The following is a 24234-nucleotide window of genomic DNA, read 5'->3' as shown; positions in this document are numbered from 1 at the left end:
TTCGGAACCGGGCGAGAACACCCGGATGTTTAGCCGGCCCTATCCATCGGTTGCCTGCCGCAAGATGTGTCATGACGGTCGTCAGGTTTACTAAGTTGCGCTGACTGCTGACTTTCAGTCGGAAAAGGCGACTTGCTCCAGTTGCTGGGCGTCTTCCCGGTTATTCTTGCGAATTCGCGATTGAAATTCGACTTGGTGTTGAACCCGCTTTCCAGCATGGCTGTTGTTACGTTTGCACCGTTTTCAATCAGGGAACATGCGTGGCGAATGCGATATGCGTTGATATAGCGGGAGACGTTTTCTCCCGATGTCTTGTTGATGGCAGCGGACAATTTCTTTGCCGGAACGCCCAGTCTGAGGGCCAGCCTGCTGAGTGTCAGACCGGGGTCAAGATAGAGATTTCTGGACTGCAGCAATTCATTCAGGCGATCAACCAGTTCAAAATCCGCTTTCGATGTCAGAGGTTCGTTCAGTGGAGTGCCTTCAGCGGATGCTGAAAGCGGAGTGGGATCAATCGCGCGCAAATCGGGAGACAGGCTCAAAACGCCGATTGCAAATAGAGAAGCGACGGAACCGGCACTGATGATTTTGGGGGCCCAGCTCAGATTTCCACCCAGAACGGCAGATGCGATCAGCGCATCGGTCAGAGCCGAAAACAGCAAGGAAACGGCCATTGCGGTCCAGATTTTCTGAGGGATGGTGCCGGTATCCAGCCGGACCAGAGGCAAGGCATCCCGATGGAGGTGCAAGTTTGCGAGAATCGCCGATCCGTATCCGAAGAACAGCGCAATGAGCGCAATGTCCAGCGTGATCGGCGCGAAAAACGCGCAAAAGGCGATGAACACCGTGCCGAACCCGTGAATCCAGTCTCTTGCAAGTGTTACGGGGCGTATGGAAGCGGAAACGAATGCAAGCCATGCCAGAGGCGGTATCAACGATGCGCTCACCGGCTGAAGTTTCCAGGCCGGAGCCAGTTGGTAATATTGCGCCAGAGCAACGATCAGGTTCTGGAGTGCGCACACGAGAAGAAGCGCGGAAAACAGCGCCGGCCGGTTTCTGGCGAGCACGCCTTGTACGAAAAGGAAGCCAAGCACCAAGGCGACAAACATCGGAAGGGGCAATACAATCATACTCAGCTCGTTCGTGCGTTCGTGAACAGGTGATTGCGATAGGACGAAAACCGGTTCGAGGCGACCTGTTTCCGGTTTCAGGACGTTCATTGACGCAGAATTCAGTAACGGATCCTTGTCAGAAATAGAAATGGATCCGGACAAATGAAGTCTCTTTTGGTTGCGCTTTCCCTTCTGCCCGTGGCTTCCGCCTTTGCTGCCGATCCGGAGCTTGCCGGATATGATCGGTTCTCTGTATCCGCTGCTCATCGTCCTGCCCGGTTGCAAGGGTCTGTATGGTATCCCGCCGGCACTCGAACCTATGCCGGCTTTATCGGCAAGGGACCGGTTTTCAAGGGAACGAAAGCTCTCGTTGGTGCCGGTGTCAGGAAAGGGCGCTACCCGATCGTGCTTTTTTCCCACGGATCGGGTGGAAATATGGATGCACTTTCCTGGTTGTTTTCATCACTCGCCAAGAAAGGCATCATCGTTGTTGGAGTGAACCACCCGGGATCCACTTCGGGAGACTCTTCTCCGCGTCGCTCCCTGCAGCCGGCTGAACGGGCAGCTGATCTGAGCGCCGCTCTCGATCATCTTTTGAACGACCCCTATTTTTCCCGGTTCATCGAAAAAAATCGGATCGTTGCTGCCGGGTTTTCTCTTGGTGGAGCGACTGCACTGAGCTTGGGTGGCGTGACCTTTGAACCGAATACATATGCCGAGTATTGCCTGAAGTTTGGCGACAAGGCGCAGGACTGTGTGTTCTTTGCCAAAGGGGATGTCGATCTGGCAGTCATGTCGGATGGCCTGGCTGCAAACGGCAGAGATCACCGCGTTCAGGCCGTCGTCTCCATTGATCCCGGTTTTACCTACGCGGTGCGTGATGAAAGCGTCGAGCGGATGAAGCTCCCAGTTCAACTGATCAGTCTGGGGCAACGGAACCTTTGGAATGCGGCTGACATCGGACCGACCGGCAGCAACCTGATCGGCAAGCTGGAACACGTGACGCATGTCACCTTGTCTCCCGCCAATCACTTCACTTTTCTGGATGAATGTACGGAGCAGGGAGCGAAGATTTTACAGGAAGAAAAAGACGATCCCGTTTGTGACGATCCGGCAGGGGTGGATCGCGCAGAAATCCATCGGCAGATAACAAGGGCGGTCGCGACATTCGTGCTGAACCCCGAGCCGGGTCCATCTGAGGAGCTTGAAAATTGAGGACTGAATCAGCGCAATTACGGACTAGGCGCGATATACGGCCTGGTCCGGCTGTACCGCCAGAAGAGCTGATTTGAGCTTTTCCATGGCGCGGCTTTCTATCTGCCGAACCCGTTCCTTGGAGATGCCGAGTTTCAGCCCGAGCGCTTCAAGGGTTGCACCATCTTCGGTCAATCGGCGCTCGCGCACGATCTTGAGTTCGCGCTCACTGAGAACCTCCAGTGCCGATTTCAGCCATTTTCTGCGTCGCTCGGCATCGATGTTACCGGTTACGATTTCGTCCGGAAGTGGAGCATCGGAAACCAGAAAATCCTGCCGATCGGCGCTGGAGCCGTCACTGTCGGTTACAGGCGCGTTCAAAGAGGTATCCGGTCCGGACAAGCGCGCATTCATCAAGGCGACATCGGATTGCTTCACTCCAATCGCATCCGCGATTTTTTGGTGAAGTTCGCTGTCGGTCAGGGGCGTTTGATTGCTCGAGAGTTTGGCGCGCAGCCGCCGCAGGTTAAAAAACAGTGCCTTTTGCGATGAAGAGGTCCCGCCACGTACGATGGACCAGTTCCGCAGGATATAGTCCTGGATGGATGCGCGGATCCACCATGTTGCGTAAGTTGAAAACCGGACTTCGCGAGCCGGTTCGAAACGAGCTGCAGCCTCAAGCAAGCCGACATGGCCTTCCTGTATCAGGTCTCCGAGATTTAGACCGAAATTGCGGAAACGCGAAGCGACTGCAATGACCAGGCGCATGTGTGAAAGCGAGAGTTTTTCGAGTGCTTTTTCGTCCCTGTTTTCGCGCCAGCGAACCGCAAGCTCCAGCTCCTCTTCACGAGAGAGGTAGGGGGCCTTCATAGCGGCTTGAACCAGCTGACGTTTTTCGTTCAGGGACATATTCGACGCTCCGATAAGTTATCGGTGAATTTACGTACCAGAGCTTAGGTTAGATCACTTATTGCTACCGTAGGGGCATATTTTGTGCACTTCTTTGTGATTGGTGCGCGATCAGGCGTGCACTCGACAATAAACTGAACAAAAAAGGGTCCGGAAACGAGCCGGACCCTTTCATTTTTACAGACCAGAGAATGCCGCAGAAATCAGGCGGCTTCTTCCTTGTCCTCATCATCGTCGGAATCAACTTCCGCCGCAGCTTTTGCCCGGCTTGGGGATTTGGCCAGGTTCTGCTCGATCTGCTTGACAGCTTCCGTTTCGGAGCACTTGTTCACGGCAGCAATTTCGCGTGCCATGCGGTCGAGGGCAGCTTCATAAAGCTGGCGCTCGGAATAGGACTGCTCCGGCTGGCTTTCGGACCGGTAAAGGTCACGAACAACTTCGGAAATTGCGATCAGATCGCCGGAATTGATTTTTGCTTCATATTCCTGTGCGCGGCGGCTCCACATGGTCCGCTTGACACGCGGACGGCCACGGACGGTTTCCAGAGCCTTCTTGACGGCTGCCGGATCGCCGAGCTTGCGCATTCCAACGGAAGCGATCTTGGCGACAGGAACCCGTAGGGTCATCTTGTCCTGTTCAAAAACGATAACGAGCAACTCCAAAGAGTGACCCGCAACATTCTGTTCTTCAATGGCGGTAATCTGGCCGACCCCATGAGCCGGGTACACGATGTACTCACCAGTCTTGAAACCTTGACGCTGCGCGGTCTTTTTGGTGTTCGTTGCCATACTCGTATTCTCTCCTGCGCAGTTAATCGGCCCGTTTAGGGCCGGGAAGGACCGCTGTGCGGTCACCTGTTCTTATGCGACACGAACCCCGCCGAGCGATCCAATGTGGAACGCCTGTTGATATGCGGCGTGTCAGGGCTGGTCAGTCGCCGATTTCCACTATAAAACCTAATCTCAGACAGATGAGCTGCCGGGATCTTGCGTTGTCCGGTATCGAAAAGACCCGAACACGTTTTCAAGACTCCGTTTTGGGGGTTGTTCTCATGGTTGGCGACTATCTTCCACTTGTAACATACTTTTGTGGAAAATTAAAGTACTGCTCTTTTGCAGTGCGCAAACACCATGTCCCGCCTGCCCTTACTTGCGCGGCAGCCGATAGATTTCCTGATGAAATTGCAATCGCTTAATGCCGAAATGACGCTTGCGTCAGTCTGACGCAAGCGTCTAAAGCGAATCAGGACGCCGGATTTGGCGAAAAGAACTTTTCGAACTTGTTTTCCTTGCCGTCAAACTCTTCAGCTTCCGGAAGCGGATCTTTCTTCTCGGTAATGTTCGGCCATTTCTCCGAATACTCTGCGTTTACCTCTATCCACTTCTCCAAACCAGGTTCAGTGTCGGGGAGAATGGCTTCAGCCGGGCATTCCGGTTCGCATACACCGCAGTCGATACATTCATCCGGATTGATGACGAGGAAGTTCTCACCCTCATAGAAACAATCAACCGGGCAGACTTCCACACAATCGGTGTATTTGCATTTGATGCAGTTGTCCGTGACGACGTAGGTCATCGTATCCTCGCTTCGTGCCAACCCTGCATGAGAACGTCGAAATGTATCTCAAGCTTTATCCGGCGGTTATATTCGTGCAGCACAATCCATGGGAGGCGCACGGTTCAATTCTCTGATCGCAGTTGGGTATCGTTTTTGTCGGATGCGCGCAAGCGCACAGGATGACGCAATCCGGCGTTACAAGAGAATGTTATTCTGTTTTTGCAGCTCTTTCAGAATTTTGCTTCAGTCGTCGCGACGAAAGGCGTCCAATTTACGCCGATCCCGCTTCGTCGGGCGGCCCGACCCCGCTTCACGTTGGCCCGGAGGTGGCGGTGGCGCTTCTTTCTTGGGCGGTGGCGGGGGGGACAGGTCTTCGTATAGTTTCCGGGCTTCTTCATAAGGGCCGCGCCGGGTGCCAAGTGCGATGACCTTAAGGACCAGGACCCTGCGTTCCAACACGATTGTCAGAACGTCACCTTCCTTGATGGTCTTGCTGGCGGAGGCAATCTTGTCCTTGTTGACGCGGACATGACCGGATGTCGCCAGCTTCTGGGCAAGAGACCGGGACTTTGTGACCCTGGCGTACCAGAGCCACTTGTCTATGCGCAGGTTGCCGCCTGCCATTTGTGTTTGTGCGGCAGAGATTACTTCTTGTCCTTGCTGTCCATATCGGCCTTCAGCGCCATAAGGGCTGCAAACGGTGAGTTCGGATCAATCGGCTTGTCCTTGGGAGCGTTGCCGCGCCGGTTGCCGCCGTCGAAGCCTTTCTGACCATGCGAATGACCACCGCGGTTGCGATTGGGGCCGCCTTTGCCGCCGCCCTTGCCGTGACGCTTCTCGCCCTGGCCGCCTTTTGGACCAGACCCTCTGCGGTTATCTCCGCGCCGCTGGTCATGACGGCCTCTCGGACGACGATCGTGCCGACCCGGGCGCCAGATTTCGATGGTGACGGTTTCCATTTCCGCTTCAGCAGTTGCTTCGTCACCAGAAGCCGCAGTTTCGCCTGAGACTTCAGGTGCTGCTTCTTCCGGATTTTGAGCGACTTCCGCCGGTGCATCTACAGTCGCCTGAACGTTTACTGCCGTGTCAGGGTCCCCGGCCGGGGCTTCAGCTGCAATCGCTTCAGCTACCTCAGTCTCTGCAGTTTCAGCCGTTGCTGATTGAGCAACCTCTTCCCGTGCATCAGGCGACTGCGTGGATTCAGACGCGACTTGCGGAGCGTCAACAGCTTCCGGAGCCTTGGTGGTGTCACCGCTCTCCTGCTCACTGGCAGGTTTGGCCGTGACCGGTCGTTGAACCTCTTTGGTCTCGACCCGATAGCCGAGAGACTTCAGGACAGCCGAGAAATCCTCACCCGCGCAGCCGAGCAGAGACGTCATGGCAACGGTGACAGTGAAGCCGCCGCCTTGCTCAATCGCACCTTCCGGAGGGGAGACTTCGGCGTCCAGAGGCTTCCAGGCAATCAGCGGTCGAATGAGATCCGCCAGACGTTCCAGAATGTCGACACGCACGGCGCGTGGGCCGCAAACCCGAAAGCCGACGACCTTGTAAAGGGCTTTTTCGATGCTTTCGTCAACCGGGATCGACGTACGCCCGGATGCTGAAAGCTGTGGCAGCTCTGCCATGCCGTTCATGTCGAGCGCACCGTGCTTCAGTGCCCACAGTTGTGCGAGTAACTGGCTTGGCGCGGGTTTCAGCAGGGCCGGGACAAAAATAGTGTAGGCGCCAAAACGAACGCCATGCTTGCGCAGGCCAGCGCGCATGTCCTGATCCAGCTGGCGAATTTCATCGGCGGCGTCCTGGCGCTCGAGAATGCCGAGCCCCTCAACGATGCGGAAAGCGATACCTCTTGCGAGACCTTCGAGACCTTCGCCGGACTTCAGATCCATCAGAGGCTTGAGCAGCGTATCGATCTGCGCCTTGATCCAGAGGTCCAGACGTCCCTGTACGGCTTCGCGAGCAGACCCCGTCAGATGTTCGTCCGCCAGCAACAGCACGGTTGGTGTCAACACGTCTTCGCCGGCCATCAGCTTGGCCACGGGTTCTCCGCGCCAGCGAATGGCTCCATCGGACGTGAGCACGAAATCGGCGTTTTCCGATTTCCCAAGCTTTTCCGCTCTGGCTTCGATTTCAGTGGTCAGGGCTTTCTGTGCGGCAGCCCGGACGGTCTTGCCATCCGGTCCTTCTGCCGCCGCATCAGGGGCAAACCGGAAGCCAAGCAGATTTCCGATGTGCTGACCTTCAACGAGCACATCGCCGCTCGATGTAATTTCCGCTTCCAGCATTGCGTTCTCTCTCAAACGTCGCATCAATACACTTGTCCGCCGATCCACGAAGCGCTGTGTCAGCCGCTCGTGAAGGGCGTCAGATAGTTTATCTTCAATGTCGCGTGTCTCCCCCTGCCAGTGGGCCGGATCGGCCAGCCAGTCAGGGCGATTTGCGACATAGGTCCAGGTCCGGATATGTGCAATCCGGTTCGCGAGTGTGTCGATATCACCATCTGTGCGGTCTGCGAAGGCCAATTGACGGGTGAACCAGTCATCCGCGATGTAATTGTCCTGCATCAGATGTGTGTAGATCGTGTTCAACAACTCTGCGTGGTTTGCCGGGGCGATCTTACGATAGTCGGGGACCTGACACACGTCCCATAACAATTCGACTGATTTTGCCCCTGTTGCCATTCCAGATATTGCGCTATCGCGCAACAAATGTTCAAGCGCGGTAATATCGTCACCAGTGGGCGCCCTAGCGAGACCCTCTTCTTTCGGGACGGTATCAAGGCTTCGCCGCAAGGCGCCGGTGGATGAAAAATCCAGCGAACTGTTGCGCCATTGCAGCACTTTCAAGCCGTCAAAGTGGTGACTTTCGATCTGTTCGACAAGATCATCATCCAGCGGATCGACCCGTCCGGTCACGCCGAAGGTGCCGTCTTTGGTGTGCCGGCCGGCGCGTCCGGCGATCTGTCCCATCTCCGCGGGGGTCAGTTGGCGGTACTGATAACCGTCGAATTTTCGGTTTCCTGCGAACGCAATGTGATGAACGTCGAGGTTGAGGCCCATGCCGATGGCATCGGTCGCAACCAGGTGGTCCACATCGCCGTTCTGGAACAATTCGACCTGCGCATTGCGGGTGCGCGGACTTAACGAGCCGAGTACCACCGCCGCACCGCCACGCTGACGCCGGATCAGTTCGGCAATGGAATAGACTTCGTCGGCCGAGAATGCGACCACAGCGGATCGGGCCGGCAAGCGGGAAACCTTTTTCGAACCTGCATATTCCAGGACCGACATGCGGGGCCGCGTGACGACGTTGAGGCCGGGAATAAGTTTTTCCAGAAGCGGCCGAATGGTCGCAGCGCCCAGAAGCAGCGTTTCCGATTTGCCGCGCAGGTTCAGGATGCGGTCGGTGAACACGTGGCCGCGATCGAGATTTCCGGCGAGCTGCACCTCGTCGATTGCAACGAATTCCGTGTTCAGATCCAGCGGCATTGCTTCAACCGTGGACACCCAGAAGCGCGGATTGTCCGGGATGATCTTCTCTTCACCGGTGATCAGCGCAACGGATTCTGGTCCTGCCCTGTCAGCAACGCGGCCATAGACTTCGCGCGCGAGCAATCGCAACGGCAGGCCGATCAGCCCGGAAGGCTGTGCCAGCATGCGTTCGATCGCGAGATGGGTCTTGCCGGTATTCGTCGGTCCGAGGACTGCCGTCACAGTGCGGGACCGGGCTGACGGAGGCAGCGGCAGGGGCTGAGGGCGGGACATGGAATTGGTTGTGGTCGGCTTTCTTTCGGCTCTGCGCCTATATCTAGTGTCGCGTGTCTAGCACACCAGGACTGGCCGTGTCGCTAATTCTTTTGGGGTGAAGTGACGGAAATTGCGAAGAAAAGTTTCCTGTGGAGAACGACTCTGGAACAAACCGAAACCGAATCGCTGACTCTCGTTGATTCAGGATTTGTTCCCTACAAGATGTGGTCTTCTGCCTTCGGGTTGGTACGAAATCATGAATCTGGTCAATGGTTTGATTCAGTTCGGGAGGGGTGGTGTGAATTGCGGCGAATCCGTGTCAATGATTAATTTTTAAAAAACTACTCGGATTTCTGGACTCTGACATTTGTTAACGATTGGACACATGGAGAACGAATCCCGGACGAATCGGTGATTTGAAAGTGTTTCAGCTTTGTTCTTACAACATCTAGTAGGTTTGGCAGTGATGAGGTCTAATCAGCTGGCTTTGGACTTTTGATCGCCGATCTTCGTCGTCATGCGCATTAATCAGTCTGTCTCAAACCGGGGCAAAACATGAAAAACGCGATTTTTGTCGGTTCTCAAATCTGAATTTTGCCAATTTTTGCTGCGCTGCAAATTTTTTCGAACCGAAGCATTCGACGGGAAAATCGGCGAATATGCGTTCTTTTTCCAAGAGTTACGGGTGCAGGCGCAAAATATTTTTCCTGGTAAAAAAAAGGACATCATTTCTGCCCCTTTTCAAGCGCCTCCGACCAAAGTAGAAATCTTGCCAAAATCAGCTCCGCTTTTGCGTAAAATTAGGAGGAGAGGGCGTTTGGCGATAACAAAAATTCTCGTTGCAAACAGGTCCGAAATCGCGATCCGGGTTTTCCGGGCAGCTAACGAGCTCGGTCTGAAGACCGTCGCCATCTATGCAGAGCAAGACAAACTGGCGCTGCATCGCTTCAAGGCCGATGAAGCCTACCAGGTGGGCAAGGGACTCGGCCCGATCGAGGCTTATCTGTCCATCGACGAGATTATCCGTGTTGCCAAACATGCCGGCGCGGATGCCATTCACCCGGGATACGGTCTCCTGTCGGAAAGTCCGGAATTCGTTGACGCCTGCGAAGAGGCCGGCATCACCTTTATCGGCCCGAAGTCGGAAACCATGCGCCGTCTCGGTAACAAGGTTGCCGCGCGCAATCTGGCGATCGAGGCCGGTGTGCCGGTCATGCCGGCGACCGACCCACTGCCGGACGACATTGAAGAAATCAAGCGTCAGGCGCTGGAGATCGGTTATCCGGTGATGCTGAAAGCCTCCTGGGGCGGCGGCGGACGCGGCATGCGCGTGATCCCGGATGAGGCCACGCTGGAAAAAGAAGTCCTGGCGGCCAAGCGCGAAGCCAAGGCAGCTTTCGGCAAGGACGAGATCTACCTTGAGAAACTGGTTCAGCGGGCGCGTCACGTTGAGGTTCAGATCCTCGGGGACGGCGAAAACGTCGTCCATCTTTATGAGCGCGACTGTTCGATCCAGCGTCGCCACCAGAAAGTCGTTGAGCGCGCGCCGGCGCCTTATCTGGAGGAGGCAAAACGCACGGAGCTATGCGAGTACGGTCTCAAGATCGGCAAGGCGGTTGACTACCGGGGGGCCGGTACCGTCGAGTTCCTTATGGATGCCGACACCGGAGCCATCTACTTCATCGAGGTCAATCCGCGCGTTCAGGTGGAGCATACGGTGACCGAAGAGGTTACCGGAATCGATATCGTTCAGGCCCAGATCCATATCGCGGACGGTGCAAAGATCGGAACACCGGAAAGCGGTGTGCCGGCCCAGCAGGATATCCGGCTCAACGGCCACGCTCTGCAGTGCCGTATCACCACGGAAGATCCGGAGCAGAACTTCATTCCGGACTATGGCCGCATCACCGCCTATCGCGGCGCCACCGGCTTCGGCATTCGTCTCGATGGTGGTACAGCTTATTCCGGCGCGGTTATCACCCGCTTTTACGACCCGCTCCTGGAAAAGGTCACTGCCTGGGCGCCAACCGCAGAAGATGCGCGCAAGCGCATGGACCGCGCCTTGCGCGAATTCCGTATTCGCGGTGTTGCAACCAACCTTGTGTTCCTTGAAAACATCATCGATCATGCAGATTTCCGGGCAAACAAATACACGACCCGCTTCATTGACGACACGCCGGCCCTGTTCGAGCAGACCAAGCGCCAGGACCGTGCCACCAAGCTTTTGACCTACATTGCGGATGTCTCCGTCAACGGTCACCCGGAAACCAAGAGCCGGGCGCGTCCGCCGAAGGATGTTGCAGCGCCTGTGGTTCCGGATTTCGGCGACGACAAGCCAGCCGGTACCAGGCAGTTGCTGGACGATCTCGGCCCGAAAGGTTTTGCCGACTGGATGAAAGCGCAGAAGCGAGCGCTGATCACCGATACCACCATGCGCGATGCCCACCAGTCGTTGCTGGCAACCCGCATGCGTACCCATGACATCGTCAGCATCGCGGATGCCTATTCCGCGGGTCTGCCCTCGCTGTTTTCGCTGGAATGCTGGGGTGGTGCAACCTTTGATGTGGCGATGCGCTTCCTGACGGAAAGTCCGTGGGAGCGATTGCATCACATCCGGGAAAAGGCGCCGAACATCCTGTTGCAGATGCTGCTGCGCGGCTCCAACGGTGTCGGCTACACCAACTATCCGGACAATGTGGTCAAGTTCTTCGTCAAGCAGGCTGCCGACAACGGCATCGATCTGTTCCGGGTCTTCGACTGCCTCAACTGGGTGGAAAACATGCGTGTTTCCATGGATGCCGTCCAGGAAGCAGGCAAGCTCTGCGAAGGTGTGCTGTGCTACACCGGCGACATGCTGGACAGCGCGCGGCCGAAGTATGATCTGAAATATTATGTCGGTCTGGCGAAGGAGCTCGAAGCAGCTGGTGCCCATATTCTCGGTATCAAGGATATGGCGGGCCTCCTGAAACCGGAAGCCGCGAAGGTTCTGATCAGGACACTGAAGCAGGAAACGGATCTGCCGATCCATTTCCATACGCATGACACTTCGGGCATCGCGGCATCAACAATTCTGGCAGCCGTTGAGGCAGGAGCGGACGCGGTCGATGCGGCCATGGATGCGCTTTCCGGTCTGACATCTCAGCCATGTCTCGGATCCATTGTGGAGGCGCTGCGCGGCAGCGAAAGAGACACCGGTCTCGATGCAAAGACGATCCGTCAGATCTCTTTCTATTGGGAGGCTGTGCGCACTCAATACCGCGCCTTCGAAAGCGACTTGCGCTTCGGTGCGTCTGAAGTTTACTTGCACGAAATGCCCGGTGGTCAGTTCACGAACCTCAAGGAACAGGCCCGTTCCCTGGGGCTTGAAACCCGCTGGCACGAGGTCGCGCAGGCTTATGCGGACGTCAATATGATGTTCGGCGACATCGTCAAGGTGACACCGTCGTCCAAGGTTGTCGGCGACATGGCGCTGATGATGGTCAGCCAGGGCCTCACTGTTGAAGAGGTCGAGGACCCGGCAAAGGACGTTGCCTTCCCGGACAGTGTCGTGAAGATGCTGCACGGCGACCTCGGTCAGTCTCCGGGCGGTTGGCCGGGAGCCCTGCAGAACAAGGTGCTCAAAGGTGAAACGCCGATTACCGTTCGTCCCGGCTCGCTTCTGGACGAGGCTGATCTCGATGCAGAGCGCAAAACGGCAGCTGCGGCGACCGGTCATGACATCGACGACACCGAGCTTGCTTCCTATCTGATGTACCCGAAGGTCTACACGGACTTCGACAAGGCGCAACAGCAATACGGTCCGACGTCGGTCCTGCCGACGCCGGTCTATTTCTACGGACTGGAGGCGGGCGAGGAAATCTTCGTCGACCTGGAGCCGGGCAAGACCCTTGTGGTGCGCTGCCAGGCCATCGGTGAAACCGATGAGAAGGGCGAGAAGAAGGTGTTCTTCGAGCTCAATGGCCAACCTCGCAACGTCAAGGTTCCGGATCGGGCTCACGGCGCCACCGGCGCAGCGGCCATGCGCAAGGCGGAAGACGGCAACGCTTCCCATGTCGGCGCGCCGATGCCCGGTGTCATTTCCACGGTGGCGATCGCGACCGGTCAGGAAGTCAAGGCCGGAGACGTTCTTGTGTCGATCGAGGCCATGAAAATGGAAACCGCGCTCCATGCAGAACGTGACGGCACCGTGAAGGAAGTGTTGGTTACGCCTGGAGCGCAGATCGACGCCAAGGACCTTCTGGTCGTCTTTGAAAGCTGATCGAGCAAAGGTGAGCGGATCGCACGTTGACGCGATCCGCTCACTAATTATCTGAATTCATTTACATAATCTTCTTCGATCACGCGAGTTCACATATGGTCACCCTTCATGTGAATTGAACGCGAGCTTGCTTCACCCGGATGCTTTTCCCGTCCTGTCTCTTTTGAGGCGGTAGCTATGGGAGAGAATGATGAGGAAGCTACCTGTTTGGCTGGGCGGCGCCATTGCGTCCCTGTTACTAACGGCATCCGCTCATGCGGCCTGCGACGCGAAAAAACCCGGCGACGAACTGACCGGCGCCGAGGCCGAGGCGGTCTACGACTGTTTGAAGGCGGATTTGCAGGCGGGGTACCAGAAGGGGCCGAAACGCTGGATACCCGAGGATTTCGTCAAGGATTATCCGGGCTGGACCAAGGTGAGCGCTTTTCCGGCAGCTCCCGGTTTTCACGGTGGGCGGTTTCTGGTCACTTACGTCAATTCCATCGGAGCGGATGAATATCTGAAATACAAGCCGGAGAATGTGAACATTCCGGCGGGCACCAAGATCGCCAAGGAATCCTTTGCCGTGAACGACGATGGCAAGGCAAGCCCGGGGCCTCTGTTCCTCATGGAGAAGGTGGCAGCCGGCAAGTCCCCTGAAACCGACGACTGGTATTACATGATGGTAGCACCCAACGGCACGCCGCAGGCGGTCAACGTGCTCGTTGCCTGCAGCGAATGCCATCAAGGCAATTTCGGCGAGCAGGGCGGTCTTGGTTATCCGGTTGAAGATGCCCGGATCAAATAGGCATGCCAGTGAAGTGGTGGCGGAAGACGTGGGTGTTTCGCTGCTCTTCTGGTTCAAAAGGTATTTCAGGCTTTGAATGATCGCCTGCCATTTGGCGCCGGATCAGATTTCCATTGCGGATGAACTTGGTGCCTGGTGATGCAGGTTTGCCAGAACCTGCAGTCCCTTCATGAGGCGCAGTTCACTCACTTCGTGGCTCAAGCAGATACGAACAGCCTCCGGCGCCGTTGCTGACGAGGCTGCGAAGCTGCGGCCCTCGCTGACCAATACGCCATGCCGGGCGCATTGTGCCCGGAATGTATCCGCTCTCCAATCGGCGGGGAGCCTGATCCACATGTGGAGGCCATGGTGGTCGGAAGTGAAATCCACTTCCTTCAAGATCGTTCGGGCGAGCGTTTGCCGATGTGCCGCCGCATCTCTTTGCTTCTTGGCGAGTTTGAAAGCCGTTCCGTCATTAATCACCCTTGCCGCAACTTCCAGGGTCATCGGCGGGGGCATCCAGACGCTCAGGTTGATCGCATGGCGAAGGGCGGGAACCAATCTGTCGGGCGCACGCAAAAACCCTACCCTCAAACCCGGTGCGACGGTTTTTGACAGGCTGGTCACGTAGATCGTGTGATCGGGCGCAAAGGATGCAATGGGCGGCGGGCGGCCCTCCTTGAGTGGACCGAACACGTCGTCTTCTATCAAGATCACATTGTATCTTTGTGCGAGATCCGCAATCGCCTTCCGGCGCTGGGTCGGAAGGGTCACTGTGGTCGGGGCCTGCAGCGTGGGTGTCAGATAAAAGGCCTTCGGTTTTGCTCGACTGCAGAGTTCTTCAAAGGCCTCCGGAATGACGCCGTCGTCATCCATTTGCACGACTGCCGTATTCAACCTCTGACGTTCGGCGATTGCGCGCACCGGCGTATAGGTGAGGGGTTCCGTCAGCAGCAGATCCCCCGAATTCAACACCGACATAAGCGAACAAAGTATGCCGTGCTGTCCCCCCATTGTCATGACAACCTGATCGGCGGCAGCATCAATCCCGCAATTTGAGAACCAGACCCTGGCGGCATCGTTGTGGTGATCAAGGTCCTTGTCCGTCTGGTAGTCCAGAAGTGACGGAAGCCTGGTATCGGCTGCAATTTCCTTGAGGATGCGCCGTATGTGCGGCTCGGAGAAGCCGGGCAGCGGAAGATTGCGAGACAGATCAACCGGTCCGTTTTCTTGGCGAAGCAAAGTACCGTGTTCGCCATTTTCCGGCACGGCGCCGGGAACGCGAACAAAGGTGCCTCGTCCCACTTCTCCTCTTAGCAACGCTCGCCTGGTGGCTTCTGCATAGGCACGGCTGGTCGTGTTGGCCGAAATTCCAAGCTGATAGGCCAGTTCCCGATGCGGCAGAAGCCTCGCATTCGGCAACAGTCGCCCGGAAGCGATGTCTTCAGCCATCACATCAACGATTTGAAGATATTTGGGGCCGCGACGTCCCTTGAGATTTGGAATCCAAATTGCCATCAGATCAATGTTTTGATTGCATCCTACTTAGCTTCTTATCAATTTTATCTGCAGTCAATGCAATTTAGCGAGCAAGTCTGATGGTCCTTTCATCTCGATCAGTCGGAAAGGGTGTTCTGCTGTCCCTGATCTGTCTTTTGTTTCTCGGCGTGATGCCGATCATTTCTAATTCGAGGCCTCCGGAGGTCGGCGCGCTCTCCTTCGCGTTTGCGCTCTCGGTCTGGCAGGTGATTTTCGCAATTCCGGTCTTCGGAATTGAATTGCAAAAGGGTGTAAAGGGCATCTTTGATGCGGGTCTTTCCCGACATGAGAAAAAGCGCTTGCCTTTCGTGGCAATTTCCACCGGAGCGGCGTTCGGTCTGTCGACCTATCTTTACGTCCTGGGGGTACAGAAAGCCGGTGCCGCCAATGCGGCCATAGCCATTCAGGCCTATCCGCTTTTCGCAATTCTTTGGGAAAGCCTGTTTTTGAAACGCACAAAATCCGCCATTGAGCTGGCGCTCACAGCGGTTCTGATCGGGACACTGTTTTACCTTGGTACAGGCGGCACTTTTCGATTGTCGGGCCTGTCTCCCTGGTTTCTTGTCAGTCTGTGTGTGCCGCTGCTCTGGAGCATCGCCCATGTCATCATCAAGGAAGAACTCGGCCGGACACCCATTACGCCGGTGCAGGTGACATTCTTCAGGGCGACGATCTCCACGGTGTTCCTCTTTGTGCTTGTTGCGATTATGGCGCCGGAGGAAATCCTGCATGCCGGGCGTTCGATTTTTCAGATCACGTCAGCGGTCATGGGGCTGGTCTATTTCCTGGAATTGATCGTCTGGTTTTATGCCGTCCGGCATATCGATGTGTCGCTTGCCAGTTCGATCACCACGCCGTGGCCCGCGCTGACCATGGTTCTGGCTGTCGTCTTTCTGGGCAACAGCATCGAGCTGTATCAGGTCATCGCACTCGTCATTGTAGTTGGCTGCATTTACGGACTGACACTGGCCGGCTTGAAGAACGTCAAGCCAAGGGAGAATGTGACCTGACATCCCGTTTTGGTCATGCGGCAGTTTCGAGGCTCCTGATTACCCGATCTTTTGTGGGAAATTCGGAAGCCCCTACGCGAAAACGGTCAGCAGGAACGCGGCGAAAAGGGTCAGGTGGATCAGGCCTTGAAGAATGTTGGTTCGGCCGGTTGAGGCGTTGATGAAGGAAATCAGCAAGGTCAGGCTGAGAAGAAGAACTCCGACATCGTCAAGACCGAGCTCAACGGCGTTTCCTGTCATCAGCGACGCAATGGTCACGCCAGGCACAGTCAGTCCGATTGTGGCCAGGGTTGCTCCCAGAATGATGTTGTCCGAGCGTTGCATCCTGTTTTCGCGAGCTGCCTTGATGGCGCTCATGACCTCAGGCGATAGCACAAGGACGGCAATCAACAGACCGCCAATTGCGACCGGAGCGCCCATCTGATCGACGCCGTGGTCGACAAGGATCGCGAATTTCTTGGCCAGCAGAACGACGGGCAACATTGTCAGGAGCAGAAAGGCAACGTGATAGGGCTTTGGCCGAAGGACAAGACCGTGATGACCATGGTCGTCGGCATTATCTCCCTCGGTTTCGGCAAACTTGAAATAGCCCTGATGGCGCATGGTCTGAATGCCCAGAAACGTTCCATAAAGAACAATCGTTGCGGCGATCAGGAACCATGCCGGAACGGGCATCAGTTTCGGCAGTATCAGGGTCAGGCCCGACAGTGCGGCAATGACCGCGAGAAAAGTCGTGTTTCCCTGAATGTTGAAGTATTGCTCGCGATGGGTGAGGCCGCCGATCAACAAAGCCAGGCCAACAAGACCGTTCAGCTGGATCATGACGACAGAGAACATCGTGTCGCGCGCAACGGTTGGAGCGCTGCTGCCGGAAAAGGCAACGGCGACGATCATGACAACTTCCATTCCGGTCACGGCGACGGTCAGTAGCAGCGTGCCGTATGGTTCGCCCAGCATGATCGCCAGACAGTCCGCGTGTCTGGTGACCCCGAAAGCAGCCCAAAGGATGACGGCGCACAGTCCGAGAAAGAGGATAAGGAACCAGATCGGGTTGGAAAGGTCGTCCAGCCAGTTGCTGCCTACCGTAAACATCAGCAAGACCGTGAAAAGTCCGACCCAGCAGGCCATCTCCGCGCGGAGAAAGGTGAGTGGGGTCTTGGGTGATCTGGTTTCAATGTCCATGATCTCCTCCTCACGATAAAATTCGCGGGGTCAGTGCGGAGGTTTGAGATCAGAATACTTCAGTTCGTTCTGATTGCTAAATCAACGTTTTTCGGAATCTGGGGAGCTTGAGTAAGGCTTAGATTGCGGCACCCACGCGTTAAACCGATACAGTCGTATCACTCCGCCGCCTTCAGCTGGCAATATTCAACTGGTGCCGCAGCGGTGCCGATCCAGATGTCCAGGAACCGGTCTAGCCACTTCCTGACGTCGGGATCATAGACGAACCGTCCTGCAAAATGATCGCGGCGGTTCTGGGCGCCGGGAAGTTCCATGCGCGGTGCGCCTTTTGTGGTCCAGCGAACCATCATCTGGTGGGTGAGTTCCGGGTGGAACTGAATGCCGTAAGCTGCCCGGCCAACGCGAATGGCCTGGTTCGGATAGGTGGGGCCTCCGGCCAGAAGTTCCGCGCCCCTCGGCAGGTCGAAGCCTTCCCGGTGCCACTGATAGACTTTTTTCGGCCAGCTCATCAGCTCCTTGCCGGCTGCGGTTGGCTGCAGCGGGTAGTAGCCGATTTCGACCAGGCTGTCACGATGACCGGACACGGTGCCGCCGAGATGCTTGACCATCATCTGGGCGCCGAGACAGATGCCGAGGAAGGGTTTTTCCTCCGCCAGTGGAACCTTGATCCAGTCGATTTCCTTATGAACGAAGGCGTCCGGATCGTTGGCACTCATAGGTCCGCCGAAAATGACGGCACCGGCATGGTGTTCTAGCGTGTCGGGAAGCGAGTCGCCGAAGCGGGGCTTGCGAACATCCAGTGCAAATCCGCGTTTGACCAGTTCCTGACCGACACGGCCGGGGGAGGAGGTTTCCTGATGAAGAATGATCAGAATTTTGGGGCGGTTGCTGCCTGGATCGAAAGGAAGTCTCATGGGAATAATATGAGGGACGGCCGACAAAAAATCGACCCCTGACAAAAGGCGTCACCAGAAAGTGCCCGGACCGCCAAGTGATCGCTCTTAGTCTTTGTCCTCTTCTTCAGGTGCCGACTGGGCCACCTTGTGGCGAAGTGTCATCCGGTCCCGGGTCGAAACGCCGAGCAGTTCGGCAACACGCCAGATTGTGTTGTCTTCAAATTCATGGACATGACCGTCCGCATAAACGATCTCCCACATCATCTCGACGATGGCCAGGCGCTCGTTTTCGTCCGTGGTGCGCTTCAGGACCGAGGTGAAGCCATAAAGGTCAACCGCTTCCTCATCACGCTGCTTGGCGGCTGCGATGAGTTCGGAGGTCTCCTGATCCGTCAGCTCATAGTGCTTCTTGAGGATCTGGCGAAGTTTCTCGCTTTCGCTGTCTTCGATGATGCCGTCGATATCAATCAGATGAAACAGAAGGGCGGCCGCCGCAAGGCGCTTGTCATCTTCAGCGAAGGTCTTCTTGCCGCTGTCGCCAAAAGTAATTTCACGAACAAAGCTCTTAAGTGCATTCAGCATTTTCGACGTTCCCATGGTCCGGTCCGCTCGGCCGGTTTCTATTGCTATACCAATCTGCCCTTAGCATCAAAGTGTTGATGTCTCTTTTAAGACCTTGATATGAGTAGTTAAACTTACATTTCCAAGTCAAGTTTTTTGAATCGTTCTAAACTATTGATTTTTCTGAATTTATTTCTTGACTTTTACCCTCATGAAATGGTTTTACGCGACTCGCGTTCCGGTTCGTGGGGCCGCGACATCATTCAGTTTTCGCCTGTTTGGCGCCTTGGCAAGACGGCGCCTCAAATATTGGGATGGGACAATGAATTCCTTCAAGCTTGGCCTTCTGGCCGCAACCGCTCTGTTCGTAACTCCGGCGTTCGCAGCAGCTCCGGCCGACGTTCTTTCAACATATGGCGATATCGCACAGGCAAAATACGCGGACTCGCTTGAGACCGCAAAGACGCTCAAGACTGCGATCGACAAGCTGATTGCCGAGCCGACCGAAGCCAATCTGGAAGCTGCGCGTGCGGCCTGGATCGAGGCGCGCAACCCTTACCAGCAGACAGAAGCCTATCGCTTCGGCAACGCGATCGTCGACGACTGGGAAGGCAAGGTAAACGCGTGGCCGCTGGATGAAGGCCTGATCGACTATGTCGACGCATCCTACGGCGATGAATCGGAAGAAAACGACTTCTATGTTGCCAATGTCATTGCCAACCCGAGCCTGAAGGTCGGTGGTGAGACCATTGATGCAGCCGAAATCACCCCGGGCCTTCTTGCAGACAAGCTTCAGGAAGCCGGTGAAGTGGAAGCAAACGTTGCAACCGGCTACCACGCTATCGAATTCCTGCTCTGGGGCCAGGATCTGAACGGAACCGATGCCGGTGCCGGCAGCCGTCCGGCAACTGATTTCGACACTGCAAACTGCACCGGTGGCAACTGTGAGCGTCGTGTTCAGTACCTGAAAGCCGTTACAGATCTGCTGATTACCGACCTGGAAGAAATGGCTGCGGCCTGGGCTCCGGGTGGAGCAGCTCGCGAAGAACTTTCCGGCAAGGGCGAAAACGGTGGTCTCGCAACCATCCTGACCGGTATGGGCTCGCTTTCCTACGGCGAACTGGCGGGTGAGCGGATCAAGCTTGGCCTGATGCTGCATGACCCGGAAGAAGAGCATGACTGCTTCTCCGACAACACCCACCTGTCTCACTACAACGATGTGGTCGGTATCCGGAACGTTTACTTCGGTGAGTACAAGAGCCCGCTCGGCAACAATGTTTCCGGCGCTTCGCTTGCAGAGCTCGTTGCCGCGAAGGATCCGGCACTTGCTGAAGAAATGAAAACCAAGCTCGATGCCACGCTCGCAGCATTCGAAACGATGAAGGCACGTGCTGAAGGCGGTGAGGCATACGATCAGATGATCGGTGAAGGCAACGAAGAGGGCAATGCCGTCATTCAGGCTGCCGTCGACGCCCTGGTTGACCAGACTTCTTCCATCGAGCGCGTCGTCAAGGTTCTCGAACTGGACGAAATCGCGTTTGAAGGCTCCGACAGCCTGGACAACCCGGGCGCTGTCTTCGAATAAGATCTTTGCGTCAGGCGGTGTCAAAGCCGCCTGACGTTTCTTTCATGTCTGCGAATTGGGGCTCGCGGACAACAGTTCAGGATGCGACTTATGGGACTGGCCCCCGTGACCAGCGCCTTTTCCGGCGCCATGTTGGCTATTTTACTTTCTACCGGTTCTGCGATTGCAGAAGAGACCCTGTCTCACAGAGGCGATCTGTCCGCCAAGGACAAAGCGAAGGCCGTCAAGGTGCTGAAGAGCCCGGCGGACTTTGAGAAACCGGAACTTTTCGAACCCATGCAAGGTGGTGCGGGCACGTCGAAGAGACGGCCCAACAGAGATGCCTTTTCTCATTCAAATACCAATCTGACCTTTGAAGAGCAGCACACGTTCAAGGTCGGTAACGGGCTCTTCAAAAAGCTCTGGGCATCCTCGCCTTCATCGACGCAGGCGTCTGACGGTCTCGGCCCGCTCTACAATGCAAGATCCTGCCAGGGATGCCATTTGAAGGACGGCCGTGGACGGCCGCCGCGTCCCGGCGATGAGGCGGTTTCCCTGTTCCTGCGCCTGTCCATTCCCCCTCAGAGCGATGAAGATCGGCAGGCCCTTGACGCCAAAGAGATCCTGTCGGTTCCCGAGCCGACCTACGGCGGGCAATTCCAGGCATTCGCCGTCCCAGGCCTTTCGGCGGAAGGCAAGTTCGATATCGAGCTTGAGAATATTGAGGTCGAGCTGAATGGTGGTGAAATCGCCGTTCTGCAAAAGCCGACATACAAGGTCCGGGATCTCGGTTTCGGCGAGATGCATCCAGATACGATGACGTCACCGCGCGTTGCGCCTCCAATGATCGGTCTGGGGCTCCTGCAAGCCATACATCCAGGTGATATCAAAGCACTTGCCGACCCGGACGATCTGAATGGAAACGGTATTTCCGGCAAGGTCAGCCGGGTCCGGGATATGGAAACCGGAGAGTTGACGATCGGCCGTTTCGGCTGGAAGGCATCCAATCCGACCATTCGCGCCCAATCAGCCGGAGCCTTTGCTGGCGACATCGGCATCAGCACCCCTTACAAGCCCGACAATTACGGCGATTGCACCGATGCCCAACAGGAATGCCGGGCATTGCCTCACGGCGAACAGGCTCAACTTGGCCCGTCCGAAGCTCCAGACCCGGTCATGGACCTGGTGACTTTCTATTCGGAAAACCTGGCTGTCCCGATGCGCCGTGATGTTGACGACCCGCAAGTGTTGAAGGGCAAACAGATCTTTTACGAAGCCGGATGCGTCTCCTGTCACCAGCCGAAATACGTCACGCGGCGCGATGCCGAAAATCCGGCACATCAGTTTCAGCTGATCTGGCCCTATACGGATCTTCTCCTTCATGACATGGGGGAAGGCTTGTCGGATGGCCGTCCGGTCGGGGATGCAAACGGACAGGAGTGGCGCACGCCGCCGCTTTGGGGTATCGGTCTCACGCAGACAGTCAACAATCACACCCGGTTCCTGCATGACGGGCGGGCGCGCAACCTTCTGGAGGCGGTCTTGTGGCATGGCGGCGAAGCCCAGGCGGCTCGAGACGTTGTCGTGTCCCTGACACCTGATGACCGTCGTTCACTGATCCGGTTCTTGGAGTCTTTATAATGCGGCGGTTGGTTATAGCGGCAATTGCAGTTTGCTTTTCGTATCCTGCGGCTTCCGAGGAGTTCAATCCTCCCCTTGAGCACTTTATTGCTGACTATGTCCGCCCCGCAGTGGCAGAGTTTTCCCAAAGCTCCGCGAAGCTTCCAGACGCAGTTTCGGCCATTTGTGCCGAGGAAAAAAAGGCAACGATCTCGGGCTTTTACGAAGCTTTCACAGAAACGGTACGCGATTTTTCCCGAATTCATTTTCTCAGGTTCGGACCGCTTGTCGAAGATGATCGCCTCAGCAGACTGGCGTTCATGCCGGACCCGAGAGGAACCGGCATGCGTCAAATCAGAAAAATATATGCAGCCCAGGATCCTGCCGTTCTTTCGCCAGAGAGCCTTCGCGACAAAAGCGTCGCGGTCCAGGGGCTGACAGCCCTGCAGCTGATCGCATTCAACAAGTACGGAGAGGTCGTACTTGGATCTTCGGATGAAACCAGGGATTTCGACTGTGGTTATGCAACTGCGATTGCCCGCAACGTTGCTTCCATTGCTGCCAAACTCGAAACGGAATGGGCCGATCCCAAGGGATATAGCGCTGTTCTGTTGTCGGCAGGCCCGGACAACGAACGGTTCCGCACCTCCAAGGAAGCTCTTGAATCTGTTTTCAACGCATTGGTGACCGGAGTGATCATCATGCGGGATCAGGACATCCTGCCTGCGCTGGGGTCTTCGGCGGAAAAAGCCAAGCCGCGCCGGTTTCCGTTTTCACGTTCCCGAAACGCGATCATTTACCTGTCCGGTGAGCTTTCCGGTATCCGCGATGCTGTCAACAGCATGAACCTGAAGCCTTTGATGTCCGAAAGCGACCGCTGGGTTCTTGATACGCTGGGCTTTGAATTCAAGAATGCGCAAAGCTATCTGGACAAACTGACGCCGCCGTTGCGTCTGAACTTTGGCAAAGACGGCAGCTACAACCTGACGGCCGCACTCGCCGTTACGCTGAACGCGATCAGAGACATGATGGCCCAGGAGGTCGCGGGAGCTCTGAAACTGGCCGGAGGCTTCAATGCCCTTGATGGCGACTGAAACCTCCCGCCGGGTATGCACTTTATCGCGGCGGAGTTTCCTGACCGCTCTTGGCGGCCTTACCGCTGCGACTGTCTTTTCCGGTTCTCCGCTGGCTGACAGTCTGTTGAGCCGCGATGCCGCGGAAAGCATGCCGCTCTTTGCAAGTGCCTTCAAGAAAGCCGATGGGAATTTCGGAATTGGCATCGTGGATGAACTCGGCCAGGTGCTTGCCCAGATTTCCCTTCCCGGGCGTGGACATGGCGTTGCCGTGTCGCCGGACGCAACACGTCTTGCGGCTTTTGCCCGGCGCCCCGGTACCTTCCTGATCATCCTCCGGCCTTTCGACCAGGCCGAGCCCGAGTTGCTGACTGCGGACACGGGCCGGCACTATTTCGGGCACGGCTGTTTTTCAAAGGGCGGCAGATTGCTCTATGCCGTTGAGAATGACTTCGATGCAGCTCGTGGCGTGGTCGGTGTCTACGACATCAGCGGTCCGCAGACCCGGCGTATCGGCGAGCTCGACACCCACGGCATTGGCCCCCACGACATCTTGCTGTCCCATGACGGACGTACCTTGATCGTTGCCAATGGCGGGATCGAAACCCATCCGGATAAAGGCAGGGAAAAGCTCAACCTGGAAACCATGTCTCCTTCCGTGGTGTTTCTTGACGCCGCAAACGGAGATTTGCTGGCAAGACATGGTCTCGATGCTTCCCTTCACCAGCTCTCACTTCGCCATATGGCCCTGGACGCAAATGGCAGGGCCTGGGTCGGCGGACAGTTCCAAGGGGCGCTGAGCGAAACGCCGCCGTTGGTCACAGTTTTCTCTCGCGATGAAATGCCGGAACTTCGGGAGATGCCGGGAGCGGTCGCGTCGCGGCTACAGAACTACATCGGTTCGGTGACCGCCAATGCGGCTGGCGATGTGATTGCTACGTCAGCGCCCCGCGGCGGGCAGACGTTGTTCTGGGACGTGGCAAACGGTACGTTTCTTGGAACGCAAGCCATTCCGGACGGTTGCGGCGTCGCGCCAATTGATCAGGGCAGTTTCCTTATTTCTGACGGGAATGGCGGCTTGTCATATGTGAGCGATGCAGAAGAGCCGGCTGAAATCCTGGCCAGGCCCCCCGGATTTTCCTGGGACAATCACATGGCGGCGTTCGGCTGATATTGACCCTGCGGCACGTTCCGGACTTGCCTGAAACGAAAAAGCATGCTTTCGGTGTCCGGAAAAGATTTATTGC

18 protein-coding genes are annotated in these 24234 nt (G+C 56.4%); 8 read left to right on the top strand and 10 right to left on the bottom strand.

Translation table 11 applies throughout. The features are described 5' to 3' along the window. Window positions 1–29: 29 nt before the first annotated feature. The gene (locus ABLQ08_RS24380) at window positions 30–1130 is read right to left on the bottom strand and encodes a helix-turn-helix domain-containing protein (protein ID WP_352947606.1); all 1101 of its coding nucleotides are present in this window, start codon (window positions 1128–1130) and stop codon (window positions 30–32) included. Window positions 1131–1274: 144 nt separating this feature from the next. Here ABLQ08_RS24380 and ABLQ08_RS24375 point away from each other — a divergent pair, with 144 nt between their 5' ends. After that, window positions 1275–2327 carry an alpha/beta hydrolase family protein gene (locus ABLQ08_RS24375; protein WP_352947604.1) on the top strand — a complete coding sequence of 351 codons (1053 nt, stop codon included), beginning with the start codon at window positions 1275–1277 and terminating at the stop codon, window positions 2325–2327. Between the two features lie 24 nt (window positions 2328–2351). On the opposite strand, the gene ABLQ08_RS24370 is transcribed toward ABLQ08_RS24375, so the two are convergent. From ABLQ08_RS24370 to ABLQ08_RS24350, 5 genes are all read right to left on the bottom strand, one after another. After that, window positions 2352–3215, bottom strand: a complete 864-nt coding sequence (locus ABLQ08_RS24370) for an RNA polymerase factor sigma-32 (RefSeq protein WP_352947602.1) — start codon at window positions 3213–3215, stop codon at window positions 2352–2354. A gap of 203 nt (window positions 3216–3418) precedes the next feature. Next, entirely contained in the window at window positions 3419–4003 is a 585-nt protein-coding gene (locus ABLQ08_RS24365; RefSeq protein ID WP_352947599.1) for a CarD family transcriptional regulator, read from the bottom strand. 454 nt (window positions 4004–4457) lie between these two features. Continuing rightward, window positions 4458–4790 carry a ferredoxin FdxA gene (gene fdxA / locus ABLQ08_RS24360; protein WP_352947596.1) on the bottom strand — a complete coding sequence of 111 codons (333 nt, stop codon included), beginning with the start codon at window positions 4788–4790 and terminating at the stop codon, window positions 4458–4460. Window positions 4791–5015: 225 nt separating this feature from the next. Beyond that, on the bottom strand, window positions 5016–5396 hold the full coding sequence (locus ABLQ08_RS24355; protein WP_352947594.1) for an RNA-binding S4 domain-containing protein: 381 nt from the start codon (window positions 5394–5396) through the stop codon (window positions 5016–5018). Window positions 5397–5416: 20 nt separating this feature from the next. Then, complete coding sequence (locus ABLQ08_RS24350; protein WP_352947591.1) at window positions 5417–8536, bottom strand: helicase-related protein; 3120 nt, start codon at window positions 8534–8536, stop codon at window positions 5417–5419. 799 nt (window positions 8537–9335) lie between these two features. Here ABLQ08_RS24350 and pyc point away from each other — a divergent pair. Together pyc and ABLQ08_RS24340 are read left to right on the top strand one after the other, a co-directional pair. Then, on the top strand, window positions 9336–12776 hold the full coding sequence (gene pyc, locus ABLQ08_RS24345) for a pyruvate carboxylase (protein ID WP_352947590.1): 3441 nt from the start codon (window positions 9336–9338) through the stop codon (window positions 12774–12776). A gap of 190 nt (window positions 12777–12966) precedes the next feature. Further along, window positions 12967–13563, top strand: coding sequence for a cytochrome P460 family protein (locus ABLQ08_RS24340; RefSeq protein WP_352947587.1), 597 nt, complete (start codon window positions 12967–12969; stop codon window positions 13561–13563). Window positions 13564–13665: 102 nt separating this feature from the next. Here ABLQ08_RS24340 and ABLQ08_RS24335 read toward each other — a convergent pair whose 3' ends face one another. After that, window positions 13666–15060, bottom strand: a complete 1395-nt coding sequence (locus ABLQ08_RS24335) for a PLP-dependent aminotransferase family protein (protein ID WP_352947584.1) — start codon at window positions 15058–15060, stop codon at window positions 13666–13668. A gap of 80 nt (window positions 15061–15140) precedes the next feature. Here ABLQ08_RS24335 and ABLQ08_RS24330 point away from each other — a divergent pair, with 80 nt between their 5' ends. Further along, complete coding sequence (locus tag ABLQ08_RS24330; RefSeq protein WP_352947583.1) at window positions 15141–16091, top strand: DMT family transporter; 951 nt, start codon at window positions 15141–15143, stop codon at window positions 16089–16091. A gap of 72 nt (window positions 16092–16163) precedes the next feature. Here ABLQ08_RS24330 and ABLQ08_RS24325 read toward each other — a convergent pair whose 3' ends face one another. The 3 genes from ABLQ08_RS24325 to ABLQ08_RS24315 all read right to left on the bottom strand — a co-directional run bounded on the left by ABLQ08_RS24325 (window position 16164) and on the right by ABLQ08_RS24315 (window position 18751). Continuing rightward, a complete protein-coding gene (locus ABLQ08_RS24325) occupies window positions 16164–17273 on the bottom strand; it encodes a calcium:proton antiporter (RefSeq protein ID WP_352947581.1) in 1110 nt (369 codons plus the stop codon). 158 nt (window positions 17274–17431) lie between these two features. After that, window positions 17432–18187 (bottom strand): glutamine amidotransferase, encoded by a 756-nt coding sequence (locus tag ABLQ08_RS24320; protein WP_352947577.1) that lies wholly within the window; start codon window positions 18185–18187, stop codon window positions 17432–17434. A gap of 87 nt (window positions 18188–18274) precedes the next feature. Then, window positions 18275–18751 (bottom strand): TerB family tellurite resistance protein, encoded by a 477-nt coding sequence (locus ABLQ08_RS24315; RefSeq protein ID WP_352947576.1) that lies wholly within the window; start codon window positions 18749–18751, stop codon window positions 18275–18277. Between the two features lie 301 nt (window positions 18752–19052). Between ABLQ08_RS24315 and ABLQ08_RS24310 the strand changes: the two genes are divergently transcribed. The 4 genes from ABLQ08_RS24310 (at window position 19053) to ABLQ08_RS24295 (ending at window position 24158) form a co-directional block, all read left to right on the top strand. Further along, window positions 19053–20315, top strand: coding sequence for an imelysin family protein (locus ABLQ08_RS24310; RefSeq protein WP_352947573.1), 1263 nt, complete (start codon window positions 19053–19055; stop codon window positions 20313–20315). Between the two features lie 90 nt (window positions 20316–20405). After that, the gene (locus ABLQ08_RS24305; RefSeq protein WP_352947571.1) at window positions 20406–21935 is read left to right on the top strand and encodes a di-heme oxidoredictase family protein; all 1530 of its coding nucleotides are present in this window, start codon (window positions 20406–20408) and stop codon (window positions 21933–21935) included. Beyond that, a complete protein-coding gene (locus ABLQ08_RS24300; protein WP_352947569.1) occupies window positions 21935–23008 on the top strand; it encodes an imelysin family protein in 1074 nt (357 codons plus the stop codon). The genes ABLQ08_RS24305 and ABLQ08_RS24300 overlap by 1 nt, the downstream gene beginning before the upstream one ends. After that, window positions 22989–24158 carry a DUF1513 domain-containing protein gene (locus tag ABLQ08_RS24295; protein ID WP_352947567.1) on the top strand — a complete coding sequence of 390 codons (1170 nt, stop codon included), beginning with the start codon at window positions 22989–22991 and terminating at the stop codon, window positions 24156–24158. Before ABLQ08_RS24300 ends, ABLQ08_RS24295 begins: the two co-directional genes overlap by 20 nt. The last annotated feature ends 76 nt before the right edge of the window (window positions 24159–24234 follow it).

Source organism: Roseibium sp. SCP14 (assembly GCF_040329475.1).
Lineage (GTDB): Bacteria > Pseudomonadota > Alphaproteobacteria > Rhizobiales > Stappiaceae > Roseibium.
This window is presented reverse-complemented; position numbering and strand designations above follow the sequence as displayed.

Coding starts and splice junctions, on each gene's coding strand:
- ABLQ08_RS24380 (WP_352947606.1), bottom strand. CDS start 1,130: ATGATTGTATTGCCCCTTCCGATGTTTGTCGCCTTGGTGCTTGGCTTC.
- ABLQ08_RS24375 (WP_352947604.1), top strand. CDS start 1,275: ATGAAGTCTCTTTTGGTTGCGCTTTCCCTTCTGCCCGTGGCTTCCGCC.
- ABLQ08_RS24370 (WP_352947602.1), bottom strand. CDS start 3,215: ATGTCCCTGAACGAAAAACGTCAGCTGGTTCAAGCCGCTATGAAGGCC.
- ABLQ08_RS24365 (WP_352947599.1), bottom strand. CDS start 4,003: ATGGCAACGAACACCAAAAAGACCGCGCAGCGTCAAGGTTTCAAGACT.
- fdxA (WP_352947596.1), bottom strand. CDS start 4,790: ATGACCTACGTCGTCACGGACAACTGCATCAAATGCAAATACACCGAT.
- ABLQ08_RS24355 (WP_352947594.1), bottom strand. CDS start 5,396: ATGGCAGGCGGCAACCTGCGCATAGACAAGTGGCTCTGGTACGCCAGG.
- ABLQ08_RS24350 (WP_352947591.1), bottom strand. CDS start 8,536: ATGTCCCGCCCTCAGCCCCTGCCGCTGCCTCCGTCAGCCCGGTCCCGC.
- ABLQ08_RS24340 (WP_352947587.1), top strand. CDS start 12,967: ATGAGGAAGCTACCTGTTTGGCTGGGCGGCGCCATTGCGTCCCTGTTA.
- ABLQ08_RS24335 (WP_352947584.1), bottom strand. CDS start 15,060: ATGGCAATTTGGATTCCAAATCTCAAGGGACGTCGCGGCCCCAAATAT.
- ABLQ08_RS24330 (WP_352947583.1), top strand. CDS start 15,141: ATGGTCCTTTCATCTCGATCAGTCGGAAAGGGTGTTCTGCTGTCCCTG.
- ABLQ08_RS24325 (WP_352947581.1), bottom strand. CDS start 17,273: ATGGACATTGAAACCAGATCACCCAAGACCCCACTCACCTTTCTCCGC.
- ABLQ08_RS24320 (WP_352947577.1), bottom strand. CDS start 18,187: ATGAGACTTCCTTTCGATCCAGGCAGCAACCGCCCCAAAATTCTGATC.
- ABLQ08_RS24315 (WP_352947576.1), bottom strand. CDS start 18,751: ATGCTGAATGCACTTAAGAGCTTTGTTCGTGAAATTACTTTTGGCGAC.
- ABLQ08_RS24310 (WP_352947573.1), top strand. CDS start 19,053: ATGAATTCCTTCAAGCTTGGCCTTCTGGCCGCAACCGCTCTGTTCGTA.
- ABLQ08_RS24305 (WP_352947571.1), top strand. CDS start 20,406: ATGGGACTGGCCCCCGTGACCAGCGCCTTTTCCGGCGCCATGTTGGCT.
- ABLQ08_RS24300 (WP_352947569.1), top strand. CDS start 21,935: ATGCGGCGGTTGGTTATAGCGGCAATTGCAGTTTGCTTTTCGTATCCT.
- ABLQ08_RS24295 (WP_352947567.1), top strand. CDS start 22,989: ATGCCCTTGATGGCGACTGAAACCTCCCGCCGGGTATGCACTTTATCG.